Below are 16,266 nucleotides of genomic sequence, written 5' to 3' on the forward strand. Positions count from 1 at the left end.
ATGAGCACAGACGGTCAGGGAACGAAGCACTGGTTCGACGACGAGGCCGGCCCCGTCGTCCGCCCGTACGCCATGACGCGCGGGCGCACCACCGGCCCGGGGCAGCACCGCCTCGACCTCATCGCCGTGGTCGTCGCCGAACCCGACGCGGGCGACCCGGAGGACGACCACACGCTCTCCCCGGAGCACGTGGACATCGTCGGCCTGTGCCGCGTGGCCCCGCAGTCGGTCGCGGAACTCGCCGCGGAACTCGACCTGCCCATCGGCGTGGTCCGGGTGCTCATCGGGGACCTCGTGGACAAGAAGTTCGTCCACGTGAACCGTCCGGTGCCGCCCGCCGAGCTGCCGGACGAGAGCATCCTGCGCGACGTGATCACCGGCCTCCGGGCGCTGTGACCGGTGCGGGAACGACGGGGTGAGCACGTGAGCAGGCAGCCGCGGACGGACCGGGGGGCCACCGTGCCCGCCCTGGCGCCGCGCCGCCCGCACGACCGGCCACCGCCCCGTGAGCCGCTGCCGGAGACCCCTCAGAGTCCTCCGGCGCGGCCCTGGGCCCACGAGGGCCCCAGACGGCCGTACACGGCCTTCTCGACCCCCTCCGGCGACTCCCGCCGGTTACCGGTCCACGCACCCTCACCACTCCTGTACGGTTCCGGAACCGCCGTCCCGTGCGCGCGCGTCGTACAGACGCGGCACCGGCCGCGCGACGCAGCCTCCGCCCGATCCCCGCGACGGCCCGCCGCCCGCGCACACCCACCTTCGGCACCGTCGTCGGACCCGGCGGCGACACACCCGGCGGCGCGGGCCACGGCCGACCGCCTCCCCATCCCAGCAAGCAGGAGAAGTGAGAACGATGATCTTCGGGCGTTCTGAGCGCGGGAAGCCTCCGGTCGAGCCCGTCACGCTCAAGATCCTGGTCGCCGGCGGCTTCGGCGTCGGCAAGACCACCCTGGTGGGCTCGGTCAGCGAGATCAGGCCGCTGCGCACCGAGGAGATCCTCACCGAGGCCGGCCGCCCGGTCGACGACACCACCGGTGTGGAGAGCAAGAACACCACCACCGTCGCGATGGACTTCGGGCGCATCACCCTGCGCGAGGACCTGACCCTGTACCTGTTCGGGACGCCGGGACAGGAGCGGTTCTGGTTCATGTGGGACGAGCTGACCGAGGGCGCCCTGGGCGCCGTGATCCTCGCCGACACCCGCCGCCTGGAGGACTGCTTCGCCGCCGTCGACTACTTCGAACGGCGCTCCATACCGTTCATCATCGGCGTCAACTGCTTCGACGGCGCGGCCCGTTACCCGGCCGACGCCGTCCGCCAGGCGCTCGACCTGGACGACGACATCCCGGTGCTCCTGTGCGACGCGCGCGACCGGCGCTCCGTCAAGGACATCCTCGTCGGCGTCGTCCAGCATGCCATGGACCACGGCACCCGGCGCCGCCACACCGTCGGTACCTGACGCGCGCGCGTGAGCGGCCCGTACCCCCGCCGACCGGGGTACGGGCCGCGGCTCAGGCGGGCGTCACTCCTGGAGCCAGCCCAGGCTCCTGTCCACCGCCCGGCGCCAGTTGCCGTACTCGCGCTCCCGCACGGCCGCGTCCATGGACGGCGTCCAGCGCGCGTCCTCGCGCCAGTGCGCCCGCAGCTCGTCGAGGTCGTTCCAGAACCCGGTGGCGATACCGGCCGCGTACGCCGCCCCCAGACACGTCGTCTCGGCCACCCGGGGCCGGATCACCGGGACGTCCAGGACGTCGGCCTGGTGCTGCATCAGGAGGCCGTTGCGGGTCATTCCGCCGTCGACCTTCAGGGACGTGATCGGCACGCCGGAGTCCTGGTGCATGGCGTCCACGACCTCGCGGGTCTGCCAGCTCGTCGCCTCCAGCACCGCGCGCGCGAGGTGGGCCTTCGTGACGTACCGGGTGAGCCCGGTGACGACCCCGCGCGCGTCCGCGCGCCAGTAGGGCGCGAACAGCCCCGAGAACGCGGGGACGACGTAGGCGCCCCCGTTGTCCTCGACGCTCGCCGCCAGGGGCTCGATCTCGTCGGCGCTGCGGATGATGCCGAGCTGGTCGCGGAACCACTGGACCAGCGCGCCCGTGATGGCGATCGAGCCCTCCAGGCAGTAGACGGGCGCCTCGCCGCCGATCCGGTAGCCCAGCGTCGTCAGCAGCCCGTGCTTGGACGGCACGGGCCGGCCGCCGGTGTTGAGCAGCAGGAAGCTGCCCGTGCCGTAGGTGTTCTTCGCCTCGCCCGGCGCGTAGCACGCCTGCCCGAACACGGCCGCGTGCTGGTCGCCGAGGGCCGAGGCGACCGGGACGCCCGCGAGCTGCCCGACGGCGGTGCCGTAGACCTCGGCCGAGGAGCGGATCTCCGGGAGCACCGCCTCGGGCACGCCCATCGCGGCCAGCACCTCGGGGTCCCACCGCAGGGTCTCCAGATTCATCAGCATGGTCCGTCCGGCGTTGGTGACGTCGGTGACGTGCCGGCCGCCGTCGACGCCGCCGGTGAGGTTCCAGATCAGCCAGGAGTCGATCGTCCCGAAGGCGATCTCGCCGCGTTCCGCGCGGTCGCGCAGCCCGGGGACGTGCTCCAGGAGCCAGGCGACCTTGGGGCCCGAGAAGTAGCTCGCGAGCGGCAACCCGGTCCGGTCACGGAAACGATCCTGCCCGTCCGCGCCGCCGAGTTCAGCGCACAGCTCCGCGGTGCGGGTGTCCTGCCAGACGATCGCGTTGTGCACGGGTTTGCCCGTACCTCGGTCCCACAGGACCGTCGTCTCGCGCTGATTGGTGATCCCCAGTGCCACGATCCGGTCGTTTCCGATCCCCGCCTTGGCGAGCGCCCCGGCGACCACCGCCTGCGTCCGCGCCCAGATCTCGGTCGCGTCGTGCTCCACCCAGCCGGGCTTCGGGAAGATCTGCCGGTGCTCGCGCTGGTCGACGGCGACGATCTTGCCGCCGTGGTCGAAGACGATGCAGCGGCTGGAGGTGGTGCCCTGGTCGATCGCGGCGACGTACCGGTCGGCGGTGTCCGTCATGGCTGCCCCCTCGGGCTCGGGATCTCGGGCTCTCAGGACCTCGGTCTCAGGCCGGCGCACCGTCCGGCGGGCGGACGGCACGCGCGTGTGCCGACGGTCTCGCCGGCGAAGGTGTCTCCGTTGCTCATGGCCTCTCCCGGGCCCGGCCGGGACGAAACGGTCCCGGTGCTCCGTGCGTGGCTTCGCCGCGGCAGGGGTCCCGCTCCCTGCCGGACGTCCGTGACGACCGTGCCGTCGTCGCCGCATCGCACAGGTGGGGGAGTGCACAGGGTGCCCACGCGGCGGCATGCCTGAATACGCCGAGAATGTACGGCGTTGTCGGCCGACACCGGGAAGTTTTCACCGCGTCCCAGAGGGCGTCAAGAAGGCCGGCAGCACGGGATCCGCCGGGGCGGGGTTCGCCAACGGGGCGGACGGGGGCCCGGGTTCGGGGTGTGGGGCGCGCAGGAGTGCGGCGCGACGGCCGCCCCCGCACCTCAGAGCGCCGAGGCCGGACGAAGGCAGCGGGGCCCCCGGCGCCGGCCCGTGCCGTCACGCCGATCGCCTCACACCCCCCGGCGCCTTCCTCACCGCACCACGACCACCGCCGACCCGTGCCCGAACAGCCCCTGGTTCGCGGCGATCCCCACGCGCGCACCCGCCACCTGCCGCTCACCGGCCTCCCCCCTCAACTGCCGGGTCAGCTCGCACACCTGGGCGATCGCCTGGGCCGGCACCGCCTCGCCGAAGGACGCCAGCCCGCCGCTGACGTTGACCGGCGTACGGCCGCCGAGTGCCGTCGCCCCCTCCCGCAGCAGCTTGGCGCCCTCGCCCGCGCCGCACAGCCCGAGGTCCTCGTACCACTGGAGCTCCAGGGCCGTGGACAGGTCGTACACCTCGGCCAGCGACAGGTCCTCGGGCCCGATCCCGGCCTCCTCGTAGGCGGCCCGCACGATGGCCGTCCGCAGAGGCTCCCCGGACGGCTCGACGCCCGCTGCGGAGTCGGTGGCGATGTCCGGGAGGTCGAGCACCTGGGTGGGATAACGGGGCGTCAACGTCGACACCGCGCGGATGCGCACCGGGCGGCTCTCCGCGTGCGCGCGCGTGAAGTCCGCTCCGGCCAGCACCAGGGCCGCCCCGCCGTCCGAGGTCGCGCAGATGTCCAGCAGGCGCAGCGGGTCGGCGACCACGGGGGAGGCCGCGACCTCCTCGGGCGTCACGCGTGCGCGGTAGCGGGCGTGGGGATTCAGCGCCCCCAGGGCCGCGTTCTTCACCTTGACGGCGGCGAAATCCTCCAGGGTGTCGCCGTACAGCGCCATACGCCGGCGCGCGTACAGCCCGAAGTACACCGGGTTCGTCGCCCCCAGGAGACGGAAGCGCAGCCAGTCCGGGTCGTCCGGGCGCTCGCCTCCCGCCGGGCGGAAGAACCCCTTGGGCGCGGCGTCGGCGCCCACGACCAGCACCACCCGGGAGAGCCCCGCGAGGATCCTCGCCCGCGCCACGTCGATCGCCTGCGCCCCGGACGCGCACGCCGCGTACACGCTCGTCACGCGCGCGCCCTGCCAGCCCAGCGCCCGCGCGAACGTCGCCCCCGCCACGTACCCCGGGTAGCCGCCCCGCACGGTGTCCGCGCCGACCACCGCGTCCACGTCCCGCCAGTCGAGGCCCGCGTCGTCGAGCGCCGCCCGCGCGGCCGTCACGCCGTACTCGGTGAAGCCGCGCCCCCACTTGCCCCAGGGGTGCATGCCCGCGCCGAGCACCGCCACCTCCGTCGTCACGCGCTCACCTCCACCGGCCGCCAGTTCCACGTCGTCCACACCGTCCCCGCGTCCCCGGGGTCCTCGCCCAGCACTCCCGGCACCGCCTCCACCTCCATCCCCACCGCCAGCTCACCGACCCCCACACCGGGCGCCGCCTGCCCCAGCACCACCATCCGCTCCGCCTCCAGCTCTACCGCGACCAACGCGTACGGCTCCCACGGAAGTTCCCGGTCGCTCACGTAGGGTGACGGCGGCCGGTAGCGGCAGTCGGTGTACGACCACACGCGCCCGCGCCGTGACAGCGCCACCTCGGCCAGCTCGCCGCCCTCGCAGCCGGGGTTGCGGCAGTGGACGTCCTCCCGGGGGAAGAACACCGACGCGCACGCCGCGCAGCGCGTCCCGAGCAGTCTGAAGTCGTCCCCGTCCCCGGTGAACCAGCCGTCCACCACGGGCCTGCGCACGCGTGCCACGCGACCTCCCCGCGCCGAGATCTGACGGAACGTCAGGAGTCTGTCACGGCCGTCCGCAAATGGGCAGGGCCCGGCCGGGGAAGTGTGCACCGCATGAAACGACCGCTCCGCGGCGCCCTCACCGCACTCGCCGCCCTGCTCGCCGTGACCCTCGCGCCCGCGCCCGCCACGGCCAGCGCCGAACCGAAGGCCCCCGCCGGCTTCGTCGCCCTGCGCGCGGTGGACCCCACGATCCTCCAGGACATGCGCTACACCACCCCGCACAACTTCGTCGGCCAGCCCGTCGACGGCTACCGCGAACCCCTGTGCATCCTCACCCGCCCCGCCGCCGAAGCCCTCCACCGCGCGCAGGCGAAGCTCCTGCGCAAGGGCTACACCCTCAAGGTCTACGACTGCTACCGCCCCCAGCGCGCGGTGGACCACTTCGTGCGCTGGGCCGAGGACCTGGACGACCAGGCGATGAAGGGCGAGTTCTACCCGGACGTCGACAAGACCCGCCTCTTCGCGGACGGCTACATCGCCGCGAAATCGGGCCACAGCCGCGGCTCCACCCTGGACGTCACCCTCGTCCGCCTCCCCGCCCTCCCGACCCGCCCCTACGTCCCCGGCGAACCCCTGGTGCCCTGCCACGCGCCCCGCCGGGAGCGCTTTCCCGACAACTCCGTCGACATGGGGACCGGATTCGACTGTTTCGACACGCTCTCGCACACCCTCGACCCACGCGTGCGTGGCGCCCAGCGCGCCAACCGGCTGCTCCTGAAGAACACCCTGGAGAGCCAGGGTTTCGTGAACCTCGCCGAGGAATGGTGGCACTACACCTTCAAGCCGGAGCCCTACCCGGACACCTACTTCGACTTCCCGGTGGCCACCGGATCGCTCACCAGGGGGGATTGAAACCGGTCGGTGAGACGCCCTCCCTCCGATCGGATACAGTCCGCCGCGTGTCACAAACTCAGCACACCACTTCGAACTCCGCACGGGACAGCCACTGTTCGAGCTGCGGAGCCCCCTACGGGGAGGGCGTCACCGGCTGGCCCCGCATCTGCCCGGCCTGCTCCACCGTGCACTACCGCAACCCCCTGCCGGTCGGCGTCGCCCTCCAGCCCGTGTACGACACGAAGGGCACCGCCCTGATCGTCATCCGCCGGACCGTCGAACCCGCGCGCGGGGGCATCGCCCTGCCCGGCGGCTACATCGACGACCAGGAGGACTGGAAGCACGCCGTCGTGCGCGAACTCAAGGAGGAGACGGGCATCGAGGCCGCGAGCCGCGACGTCCGCCTCGCCGACGCCATGAGCGCCCCGGACGGCCACCTGCTGCTGTTCGGCCTGCTCCCGGAGCGCCCCGCCGACCGCCTGCCGACGCCCGCCGCCACGGACGAGACGGACGGCTGGCAGCTCCTGCGGCGCCCCGAGGAGCTGGCCTTCCCGCTGCACACGCTCGCCGTACGCGCGTTCTTCGAGGGCCGCTACATCTGAGCCGGCGGCTCGCCCAGTCTCCGCAGCCGCACCGGGTGGGACGGTGCGAGCCCGCCGTCCTCACCCTCCCGCTCGACGACGACCCGCGCCCCCTCCCAGCGGGTGACGTACCGCTCGATCTCCGACTCGTCCCAGCCGTCGCCCGCGTCCCGCACCACCAGGCCGCCGCCCGTCCGCCCCCGGGCGGGCGCCCACACCTCCAGTTCGAGCCCGCCGTCCGCGCCCCGCACCGGAATCACCGCACCCGCGCGCGCGAGGACCGGGATCCGCCCCGCCGGAGCCTCCAGCACCACCTGCCCCGGCCCCTCGTACGCGCGCCCCGTCGCCGTGTCGTACCAGCGCCCCTTCGGCAACTGCACCGCACGCCGCTCCACGGCCGCCTCCAGCACCGGAGCGACCAACAGGCAGTCGCCCAGCAGGAACGCGTCCTCGCAGTCCCTCAGCGCGCGATCCTCCGGCGCCCCCCACCACAGCGGCCGCACATAGGGCGCCCCGGTCCGCCGCGCCAACTGGGCCAGCGTCACGAAGTACGGCGCCAGCCGCCGCCGCTCCAGCAACGCCGTACGCGCGTGCGCCAGCACCTCGGGCCCGAACTCCCACGGCTCCCTGCGTCCCGCCCGGATCGCCGCGTGCGTACGGAACAGCGGCAGATACGCGCCGAGCTGGAACCAGCGCAGGTACAGCTCGGGCGACGGGCTCCCGTCGAACCCGCCGACATCGGGCCCCGAGTACGGGATCCCGCACAGCCCGAGACCCAGCACCAGCGCCAGCGACGCCCGCAGCCCCGGCCAGCTCGTGCCGACGTCCCCCGACCACGTCCCGCCGTAGCGCTGCAGGCCCGCCCAGCCGGACCGGGAGAAGACGAACGGCCGCTCCTCGGGCACCAGCGCCCGCAGCCCCTCGTAGCCCGCCCTGGCCATGCACAGCGCGTACACGTTGTGCGCCTCGCGATGGTCGCCGCCGCGCCCCTCCAGGGCGTGCCGCGCCGAACGGGGCAGCGTCGTGTCCCCGAACGCCGCGAACGACGTCGGCTCGTTCATGTCGTGCCAGAAACCCGAGAACCCCTGCGCCAGCCGCTCCGCGTACAGCCCACCCCACCACTCACGCACACGCGCGTGCGTGAAGTCCGGGAACACCGACTCCCCGGGCCACACCACACCCCGCACGACCCGCCCGGAGGCGTCCCGCACGAACGCGTCCAGAGCCGTGCCCGCGTCGTACACCTCGTTCCCGGGCGCCGCGCGCACCGCGGGGTCGACGATCGACACCAGCCGCACACCGTCGCGGCGCAGCTCCTGCGCGAACTGCGCCAGCTTCGGGAACCGGTCCTGGTCGACCGTGAACACCTGATGACCGTCGTAGTGGTCGATGTCCAGGTGGACGGCGTCCAGCGGCAGACCGTGCTCCCGGTAGCCCGCGACGATCCGGCGCACCTCCTGCTCGCTGCCGAAGCCCCAGCGCGCGTGGTGATAACCGAGCGCCCAGGACGGCGGCAGCGCGGGCGCCCCGGTCAGCGACGCCCAGCCGAGCAGCACGCGCGCGGGAGTGCCGACGACGACCCAGCAGCGCAGCGGCCCGCCCTCGACCCGAACCTCGCACGCCCCGCCGCGGTCGTGCCCGGAGCCGGCGCCCTCCTCGCCCTCCCGGAGCGTCACCGTGCCGTCCCAGGACGTGTCGTGGAACACCAGGTGCGTGCCCGCGTCCGCGACGACCACCTGCACCGGCATCGTCAGGTACAGCGGATCGTCCCCGGGGCCGAACGAGCCGCCCGGGTCCGTGTTCCACAGCCGGTAGGTCCCCGCGCGCAGGCGCGGGCCGTCCGCGCGCCCGCCCAGCCCGAAGAACCGCGCGTCCGCCGCCACCTCCGAACGCTGCATCCACCGCGCGGGACCCCCGTCGACCGGCTCCCACCAGCGCGGCGGCAGATCGCGCCGCAGGACCACGCCACCGGGCGTGCACACCTCGATCGCGCCGTGCCGGGACACCGAGACCGTCACCCGCTCGGCCACCACCCGCCAGCCGCCGTCCTTGTCCGGTTCGAGCACCACGCGCGGGTCGGGCTCGGGACTGCCCGCGAGCGCGTACGACGGCTCCGGCTCGGCGCCGTCCCAGCCCCAGAACACCGCCCCGTTGACCGCGACCAGGATCCGCAGCTCGGACCGCTCGAACCGCACGAGGCCCCCGCCGGGGCCCGGCTCGGCCTCCCGTACCGCCCCGGGCACTCTGGCCCGCTCGGCGCCCCGAGAGGGCAGCCCGGAGGCGTCCGCGCGCCGGTGGCGCCACGCCGCCCGTACGGTGCGCAGTCTCTGGGCCGCCCCCACGGAACCGACCACTTTCATCGAACGCACCAGGTCACGACCGTTCATGCTGTTCACCCTGCCATTGACCGCTCCACACGTGCGTGCCGTTCAACTTCCGTTCACCCACGACGGGATCACGGCGTCACGACACCGCCGAGGCGGAGCGCACCCTGGTGCAGAAGTCGATCACATGGCATCGTCCGTGTCAGCCGCCGCCCTCACGCGCACAGCCCGGGAGCCGCCCCATGTCGACCCTGAACCCTCGGCCGCTCTGGCAGCCGGACGCCGAGCGTATCGCCCGCGCCAAGGTGACGAAGTTCCAGGTCTGGGCGGCCGACCGGCACGGCGCCCCCGCCGACGGCGGCTACCCGGCCCTGCACGCCTGGTCCATCGCCGAACCCGAGGCGTTCTGGGCAGCCGTCGCCGAGTGGTTCGACGTCCGCTTCTCGACGCCCTACACGCGCGTGCTCGGCGACAGATCGATGCCCGGCGCCCAGTGGTTCCCCGGCGCCACCCTCAACTACGCGGAGCACGCCCTGCGCGCTGCCGCCACCCGCGCGGACGAACCGGCCCTCCTGCACGTCGACGAGACCCACGAACCCCGCCCGGTCACCTGGGCCGAGCTGCGCCGCCAGGTCGGCTCCCTGGCCGCGTCCCTGCGCCGCCTCGGAGTGCGCCCGGGAGACCGCGTGAGCGGCTATCTCCCGAACGTTCCGCAGGCGGTGGCCGCCCTGCTCGCCACGGCCGCCGTAGGCGCTGTATGGACCTCCTGCGCCCCCGACTTCGGCGCCCGCAGCGTCCTCGACCGGTTCCAGCAGATCGAACCGGTCGTCCTGTTCGCCGTCGACGGCTACCGCTACGGCGGCAAGGAGCACGACCGCCGCGAGACCGTCGCCGAACTCCGCCGCGAACTGCCCACCCTGCGCGCGGTCGTGCACATCCCCCTCCTGGGCACCGAGACCCCCGAGGGAGCCCTCGACTGGGCCTTGGTCACGGACGGCGACGAGGAACCCGTCTTCGAACAGGTCCCCTTCGAGCACCCCCTGTGGGTCCTGTACTCCTCCGGCACGACCGGCCTGCCCAAGGCCATCGTCCAGTCCCAGGGCGGCATCCTGGTCGAACACCTCAAACAGCTCGGCCTGCACTGCGACCTGGGCCCCGAGGACGTCCTGTTCTGGTTCACGTCGACCGGCTGGATGATGTGGAACTTCCTCGTCTCCGGCCTCCTCACGGGCACCACGGTCGTCCTGTACGACGGCAGCCCCGGCCACCCCGACACGGGCGCCCAGTGGCGCGTCGCCGAACGCACGGGCGCCACCCTCTTCGGCACGTCGGCCGCCTACGTCATGGCGTGCCGCAAGGCCGGCGTGCACCCGGCGCGGGACTACGACCTCGCGCGCGTGCAGTGCGTCGCCACCACCGGCTCTCCGCTGCCCCCGGACGGCTTCCGGTGGCTCCACGACGAGGTCGGCGCCGACACCTGGATCGCGTCCGTCAGCGGCGGCACCGACGTCTGCTCCTGCTTCGCGGGCGCCGTCCCCACACTGCCCGTCCACACCGGCGAACTCCAGGCGCCCGGCCTCGGCACCGACCTCCAGGCGTGGGACCCGCAGGGGCGCCCGGTGACCGACGAGGTCGGCGAACTCGTCGTCACCAACCCCATGCCGTCCATGCCGGTGTACTTCTGGAACGACCCCGACGGCAGCCGCTACCACGACAGCTACTTCGACACCTACCCCGGCGTGTGGCGGCACGGCGACTGGATCACCGTCACCGCGCGCGGGTCGGTGATCATCCACGGCCGCTCCGACTCCACGCTCAACCGCCAGGGCGTGCGGATGGGCTCCGCCGACATCTACGAGGTCGTCGAACGCCTCCCCGAGATCAAGGAATCCCTGGTCATCGGCGTCGAACAGGCCGACGGCGGCTACTGGATGCCGCTCTTCGTGCACCTGACACCCGGCTCCGTCCTCGACGACGCCCTCCTGGACCGCATCAAGCGCGCCATCCGCGAACAGCTCTCCCCGCGCCACGTCCCGGACGAGGTCGTCGAGGTCCCCGGCATCCCGCACACCCTCACCGGCAAGCGCATCGAGGTCCCCGTCAAGCGCCTCCTCCAGGGCACCCCGCTGGAGAAGGCCGTCAACCCGGGCTCCGTCGACGACCTGGACCTCCTGCACTTCTACGAGGACCTGGCCCGCACGCGTGCCTGAGGGGCCCTGTCAGCCTCCGTAGGTGGCCTGGGACTCGCCCAGCACGGCGGCGAAGTCCCCGGCCAGCAGCGCCCCGTCCGAGGGCTCCAGCTCGGCCACGGAGATCCGCACGCCCGGCGCCGAGGCCAGCCGGAACCGGGCCCCGGCCGCGACCCACCAGCCACGCGACCTGAGCCCGTTGACGACCGCCGACTCGTCGCGCACCGGCACCCACAGGTTCATCCCGCTCGCGCCGTGCGCGGCGATCCCGCGCGCGGACAGCTCGCCCAGCAACGCCGTCCTGCGCAGCGCGTACGCGTCCCGCGCGCGGGCGACGAGCGCGCGCGTGGAGTCGTCCGTCATCAGACCGTGCACGGTCTCCTGGAGCAGGTGACTCACCCACCCGGAGGTCAGCAGCAGCCGCCCGTCGTGCCGGGCCAGTGTCGTCGCGTCGCAGGCCGCCGCCGCCCATCTGAGGTCGGTGCCCAGGAACTTGCTGACCGTCCGCACGTGCACCCAGCGCGCGTGCCCGCCGGACGTGAGCGTCCACAGGGGCGCGCCCGCCACCTCCGAGGCGTGGTCGTTCTCCACGACCAGCACGTCCGGCGCCGTCCGCAGCACCTCGACGAGCGCGTCCCGGCGCGCACGCGTGAAGGACCCGCCGTACGGGTTCTGCGCGCGCGGGCTGCACACCACCGCCCGCACACCCGCGCGCAACGCAGCCTCCAGCGCCTCGGGCCGCATCCCCTCGTCGTCCACGGCGACGGGCACGGCCCGCAGCCCCAGTGCGGCGACGAGGTCCAGAAGGTGGTGGTACCCCGGGTCCTCCATCGCGACGGCGTCCCCGGGGCGCAGCTCCACGGAGAACAGCCGGGCCAGCAGATCGAGCGCCCCGTGCGCGAACGTCACGTGGTCCACCGGCACGCCGTCGCGCGCGAGCCGGTCCCGCACGGCCTCCTCCAGGCGGGCCAGCTTCGGCATCGATCGGTGGGAGCGGGCGCCGGGGGAGAGACGCGAGGGCGGCACCAGGGCGGGCAGCAGCGCGGGGTCGGGATGCCCGCCGGCCAGGTCCCGCAGGCCCTCCGGGACCTTGGGCGGGCGGCGCGGCGCCACCGACGGGACCTCCGCCACCACCGTCCCGCCGCGCCCCCGGGTCACGACGATGCCCCGCACGCGTAGCTCCTTGTAAGCGGTGGCGACGGTTCCGGGGCTGACCCCGAGGTCGTCGGCGAGCCGCCGTACCGGAGGCAGCGCGGCCCCCGGCCCCAAGGAGCCGTCGGACACGCCCCGTTCGACGGACGCGGCAATCTCCTTGGCCGTCGTCCCTGTGATCGCATATTGTGTTGCCACATTCAAGATTATGTATCAATGCAAAGTTCGACGCAAGGGGGAACCATGAAGCCGACCCGCCGAAAAACCACCGGAGAACCCCGCATACCCGGCGGACGCGACGGCCGCCGCATGGTCGTCGTCGCCCTCGTCGACCGCATCGGCAGCGGCTTGTGGGCCTCCGTCTCCGTCCTGTACTTCACCTACGTCGCCCACCTCTCCCTCGCCGAGGTCGGCACCCTCGCCGCCGTCGCCGGAGCCCTCGGCATCGCCGGCGCCCCCTGCGGCGGCCTGCTCGCCGACCGCCTCCCGCTCACCCGCGTCCTCGTCGCCGTCCAACTCCTGCGCGCCATCGGCTCCTTCGGCCTCCTCACCACCGACCGCTTCAGCCTCCTCCTGATCCTCACCGCCCTCGGCGGCTTCGGCGACCGCGCGAGCAGCGTCCTCACCAAGCTCTACGCCACCCGCGTCGCCGGCCCCGACCGCGTCCGCTACCAGGCCGTCCAGCGCACCGTCGCCAACGCCGGCTGGGCCATCGGCGGCCTCGCCGCGGCCGCGGCCCTCGCCCTCGGCAGCACCGCCGCCTACCGCTGGCTCCTCCTCGGCGACGCCCTCTCCTTCGCCGTAGTCGCCCTGCTCACCCTCCGCTGCGGCGAACCCGCCTCACCCGCCCGCACCGTCGCCGGCTCCAAGACCCCGGCACCCCGCACCCGCCCCACCGGCCCCTGGCGCGACCGCACCTACCTCGCCTACGTCGCCACCGAAGCGGTCCTCTTCCTCGACGACGCTGTCTTCAAGGTCGGCCTCCCCCTGTGGATCGTCCACCTCGACAGCGCCCCGCACGGCCTCGCACCCCTGCTCATGGTTCTCAACAACATCCTCGTCGTAGCCCTCCAGGTCCCCATGGCCCGCTTCGGCGCCACCACCGCCGCCGCCCGCACTCTCCTGCTCCCGCTCTCCGCCGCCTTCGCCGCAGGAGGCGCCGCCATGGCCCTCGCCGCGGACGGCGGCCCCGTCACCGCCACCCTGCTTCTCACCGCCGGCGCCACCGCCTTCACCCTCGCCGAGATCCTGCACGCCACCGTCTCCTGGGAACTCTCCGTAGCCCTCGCCCCCGACACCGCCCAGGGCGCCTACCTCGGCGTCCACGGACTCGCCCAGTCCGCCCAGCGCACCATCGGCCCCCTCGCCGTCACCGCCGCCATCGCCACCGGCCCCCTCGGCTGGGCCGCATTCGGCACCACCATCGCCCTGACCTGCGCAATCCAGCACCGACTGATCCGAGACCGGCTCACCCGGACCCCGTTGTCAGTGCCGCCGGTTACTGTGAGTGAGCATTGACCGAACGCTCTGCACACAGGGGGAAACCATGAACCACACCGACCAGCGGACCATGCGCCGAGCACTGCGCCGCGAGATCGCCGGCACCATCGGCCTCCTCACCGACGAACACGACTTCCGCGCCATGAGCCGCTACCGCACCTTCACCTTCGACGACCACACCACCTACCTCCGCCAGGTGGAAGCCGTCCTCAAGGCCCGCGCCGCCGAAGGCACCCACACCAGCGTCGCCCTCTTCGACCCCCACGACTACGCCCAGTTCTGCACCGACCACAACCTCGACCCCGACACCCCCGAGAACCGCACCCGCTACACGGCGGAACTCGCCACCACCGGCCTCACCATCCCCTACGACGGCACCCCCCTCACCGACCTCGTCCCCACCCTCGTCGACGAAGCCGTCCGCCGCGCCACCTGGGAATACGCCGCCACCCTCCTCGCCCGCCTCGGCACCTGCGCCTCCTGCGGCGAGGACATCGGACGCGCCGCCTTCACCCACGCCTCCGCCCTCCTCACCCGCATCCTCGACTCCGCCCCACCCGGCCACCGCCACCTCGTCTGCAGCATCTCCGCCACCCCCGAAACCCTCGTCGCCGTCCTCCACACCGACACCAACCCGGACGGCACCATGAGGCTCGACGAGACCGAAGCCCTGGAGTTCACCACCGTCCTCGCCCTCGGCATCGCCACCCACAGCCCCGGCGGCCTCGTCCTGCGCGTCACCGCCCCCGGCACCCGCGACCGCGTCCACGGCTGGCGCCTGCACGGCGAACACCTCCACCCCCTCACCGCCGCCGAAGTCTTCGACGCCTACTGCACCGACGCCGAATCCGGCGACCTCATCGCCCCCGAACCCGACGTCGACTACTGCGCCCCACCCGACCTCGGCGACGACCTCCCCCCGACCGGCCACCACCACTGACCCGCACCCGGACGACACCAGGGGCGCCCCACCCGAAGGTAGGGACGCCCCTGAACCCGAAAAGACAGCCGGCGGGCCCGGCTACTCGCCCGACAGCACCGCCTGAGCCGCGGCCCGTGCCTCCTCGGCACTGTCCGTCGCCCGCGCCGCCGCAGCGGCCCGCTCGCACTGCGCCAGCGTGTGCTTCGCCAGCGCCGCCCGCACGTAAGGAATCGAAGCCGCCCCCATCGAAAGGGAGGTGACCCCAAGACCGGTCAGCACACACGCCAGCAACGGGTCCGACGCGGCCTCACCGCAGACACCGCAGCTCTTCCCCTCCGCCTTCGCCGCCTCCGCCGACAACGCCACCAGATCCAGCAGCGCCGGCTGCCACGGATCCTGGAGCCGGGAGACCGCGCCCACCTGACGGTCGGCGGCAAACGTGTACTGAGCCAGGTCGTTCGTGCCCAGCGACAGGAACTCGACCTCCTGAAGGATCGACCGCGCCCGCAGCGCAGCCGAAGGGATCTCTACCATCGCCCCGAACTTCGCCCGCAGCCCCGCCGCACGACACGCGTCCGCGAACGCCCTCGCGTCCGCCCGGTCCGCCACCATCGGCGCCATCACCTCAAGATGGACAGGCAGCCCCTCCGCCGCCTTCGCCAACGCCGTCAACTGCGTACGCAGCACCTCCGGATGGTCCAGCAGCGACCGCAGCCCCCGCACCCCCAGCGCCGGGTTCGGCTCGTCGGCCGGCGTCAGGAAGTCCAGCGGCTTGTCCGCCCCCGCGTCCAGCACCCGCACCACGACCCGGCCCTCGGGAAACGCCTCCAGCACCTGCCGGTACGCCCCGACCTGCTTCTCCTCGGACGGCGCCTTCTCACTGTCGTCCAGGAACAGGAACTCCGTCCGGAACAGCCCGACGCCCTCCGCACCCGCCTCGACCGCCGCCGGCACATCCGCAGGCCCGCCGACGTTCGCCAGCAACGGCACCTTGTGCCCGTCGGCCGTCAGCCCCGGCCCCGTCGACGCGGCCAGCGCGGCCTTCCGCTCGGCAGCGGCGGCCGTCAGCCGCTCCCGCGTCGCGTCGTCCGGCGCCACGAAGACCTCACCGGTGCTGCCGTCCACCGCGACGACCGTGCCCTCGGCCAGCTCCCCGGCCCCGGGCAGCGCCACCACGGCCGGCACCCCGAGCGCCCGCGCCAGGATCGCGCTGTGGCTGGTCGGCCCGCCCTCCTCGGTCACGAACCCGAGCACCAGCGCCGGATCCAGCAACGCCGTGTCGGCCGGCGCCAGATCCCGCGCGACCAGCACGTACGGCTCGTCGCTGTCCGGCACACCGGGCATCGGCACCCCCAGCAGCCGGGCGACGATACGGTTGCGCACGTCGTCGAGGTCCGCCACCCGCCCCGCGAGGTACTCACCGGCGTTCGCCAGCAGCTCGCGGTACGCGGCGAAGGCGTCGTACACGGCACGCTCGGC

At 73.5% G+C, this 16,266-nt stretch carries 13 protein-coding genes (1 of these 13 running past the window's edge); 7 read left to right on the top strand and 6 right to left on the bottom strand.

Features of this window, described 5'->3' with window-relative positions; translation table 11 throughout:
* Nucleotides 1-396, top strand: a complete 396-nt coding sequence (locus IAG44_RS33555) for a DUF742 domain-containing protein (protein ID WP_187750835.1) — start codon at nt 1-3, stop codon at nt 394-396.
* Between the two features lie 457 nt (nt 397-853).
* Complete coding sequence (locus IAG44_RS33560) at nt 854-1,459, top strand: GTP-binding protein (RefSeq protein ID WP_187752947.1); 606 nt, start codon at nt 854-856, stop codon at nt 1,457-1,459.
* Between the two features lie 63 nt (nt 1,460-1,522).
* Here the strand turns inward: IAG44_RS33560 and glpK are convergent, their stop codons facing one another.
* From glpK to IAG44_RS33575, 3 genes are all read right to left on the bottom strand, one after another.
* Entirely contained in the window at nt 1,523-3,034 is a 1,512-nt protein-coding gene (gene glpK, locus IAG44_RS33565; protein WP_187750836.1) for a glycerol kinase GlpK, read from the bottom strand.
* 566 nt (nt 3,035-3,600) lie between these two features.
* Nucleotides 3,601-4,791 carry a lipid-transfer protein gene (locus IAG44_RS33570; RefSeq protein WP_187750837.1) on the bottom strand — a complete coding sequence of 397 codons (1,191 nt, stop codon included), beginning with the start codon at nt 4,789-4,791 and terminating at the stop codon, nt 3,601-3,603.
* Nucleotides 4,788-5,222 (bottom strand): Zn-ribbon domain-containing OB-fold protein, encoded by a 435-nt coding sequence (locus IAG44_RS33575; RefSeq protein WP_187752948.1) that lies wholly within the window; start codon nt 5,220-5,222, stop codon nt 4,788-4,790. The genes IAG44_RS33570 and IAG44_RS33575 overlap by 4 nt, the downstream gene beginning before the upstream one ends.
* Before the next feature lie 114 nt (nt 5,223-5,336).
* On the opposite strand from IAG44_RS33575, the gene IAG44_RS33580 reads away from it, so the two are divergent.
* Both IAG44_RS33580 and IAG44_RS33585 read left to right on the top strand, forming a co-directional pair.
* Nucleotides 5,337-6,137, top strand: a complete 801-nt coding sequence (locus IAG44_RS33580) for a M15 family metallopeptidase (RefSeq protein ID WP_187750838.1) — start codon at nt 5,337-5,339, stop codon at nt 6,135-6,137.
* Between the two features lie 47 nt (nt 6,138-6,184).
* Complete coding sequence (locus tag IAG44_RS33585) at nt 6,185-6,721, top strand: NUDIX domain-containing protein (protein WP_187750839.1); 537 nt, start codon at nt 6,185-6,187, stop codon at nt 6,719-6,721.
* Here IAG44_RS33585 and IAG44_RS33590 read toward each other — a convergent pair.
* The gene (locus tag IAG44_RS33590) at nt 6,712-9,087 is read right to left on the bottom strand and encodes a glycoside hydrolase family 31 protein (RefSeq protein WP_187750840.1); all 2,376 of its coding nucleotides are present in this window, start codon (nt 9,085-9,087) and stop codon (nt 6,712-6,714) included. The genes IAG44_RS33585 and IAG44_RS33590 overlap by 10 nt on opposite strands.
* Nucleotides 9,088-9,266: 179 nt before the next feature.
* On the opposite strand from IAG44_RS33590, the gene IAG44_RS33595 reads away from it, so the two are divergent.
* Entirely contained in the window at nt 9,267-11,234 is a 1,968-nt protein-coding gene (locus IAG44_RS33595; protein WP_187750841.1) for an acetoacetate--CoA ligase, read from the top strand.
* 9 nt (nt 11,235-11,243) lie between these two features.
* Here IAG44_RS33595 and IAG44_RS33600 read toward each other — a convergent pair whose 3' ends face one another.
* Nucleotides 11,244-12,563, bottom strand: a complete 1,320-nt coding sequence (locus IAG44_RS33600; RefSeq protein WP_187750842.1) for an aminotransferase class I/II-fold pyridoxal phosphate-dependent enzyme — start codon at nt 12,561-12,563, stop codon at nt 11,244-11,246.
* 45 nt (nt 12,564-12,608) lie between these two features.
* Between IAG44_RS33600 and IAG44_RS33605 the strand changes: the two genes are divergently transcribed.
* Both IAG44_RS33605 and IAG44_RS33610 read left to right on the top strand, forming a co-directional pair.
* Nucleotides 12,609-13,883, top strand: coding sequence for an MFS transporter (locus IAG44_RS33605; protein WP_281404315.1), 1,275 nt, complete (start codon nt 12,609-12,611; stop codon nt 13,881-13,883).
* Nucleotides 13,884-13,911: 28 nt separating this feature from the next.
* Nucleotides 13,912-14,805, top strand: coding sequence for a hypothetical protein (locus tag IAG44_RS33610; RefSeq protein WP_187750843.1), 894 nt, complete (start codon nt 13,912-13,914; stop codon nt 14,803-14,805).
* Between the two features lie 81 nt (nt 14,806-14,886).
* Here the strand turns inward: IAG44_RS33610 and ptsP are convergent, their stop codons facing one another.
* Nucleotides 14,887-16,266, bottom strand: the 3' portion of a protein-coding gene (ptsP, locus tag IAG44_RS33615) for a phosphoenolpyruvate--protein phosphotransferase (RefSeq protein ID WP_187750844.1). Its footprint extends 291 nt past the window's final position; 1,380 of the gene's 1,671 nt are visible here — the last part of the coding sequence; its start codon lies off the right edge, out of view — the gene reads right to left on this strand; it ends in the stop codon at nt 14,887-14,889.

The sequence above is a fragment of the Streptomyces roseirectus genome, assembly GCF_014489635.1.
Lineage (GTDB): Bacteria > Actinomycetota > Actinomycetes > Streptomycetales > Streptomycetaceae > Streptomyces > Streptomyces roseirectus.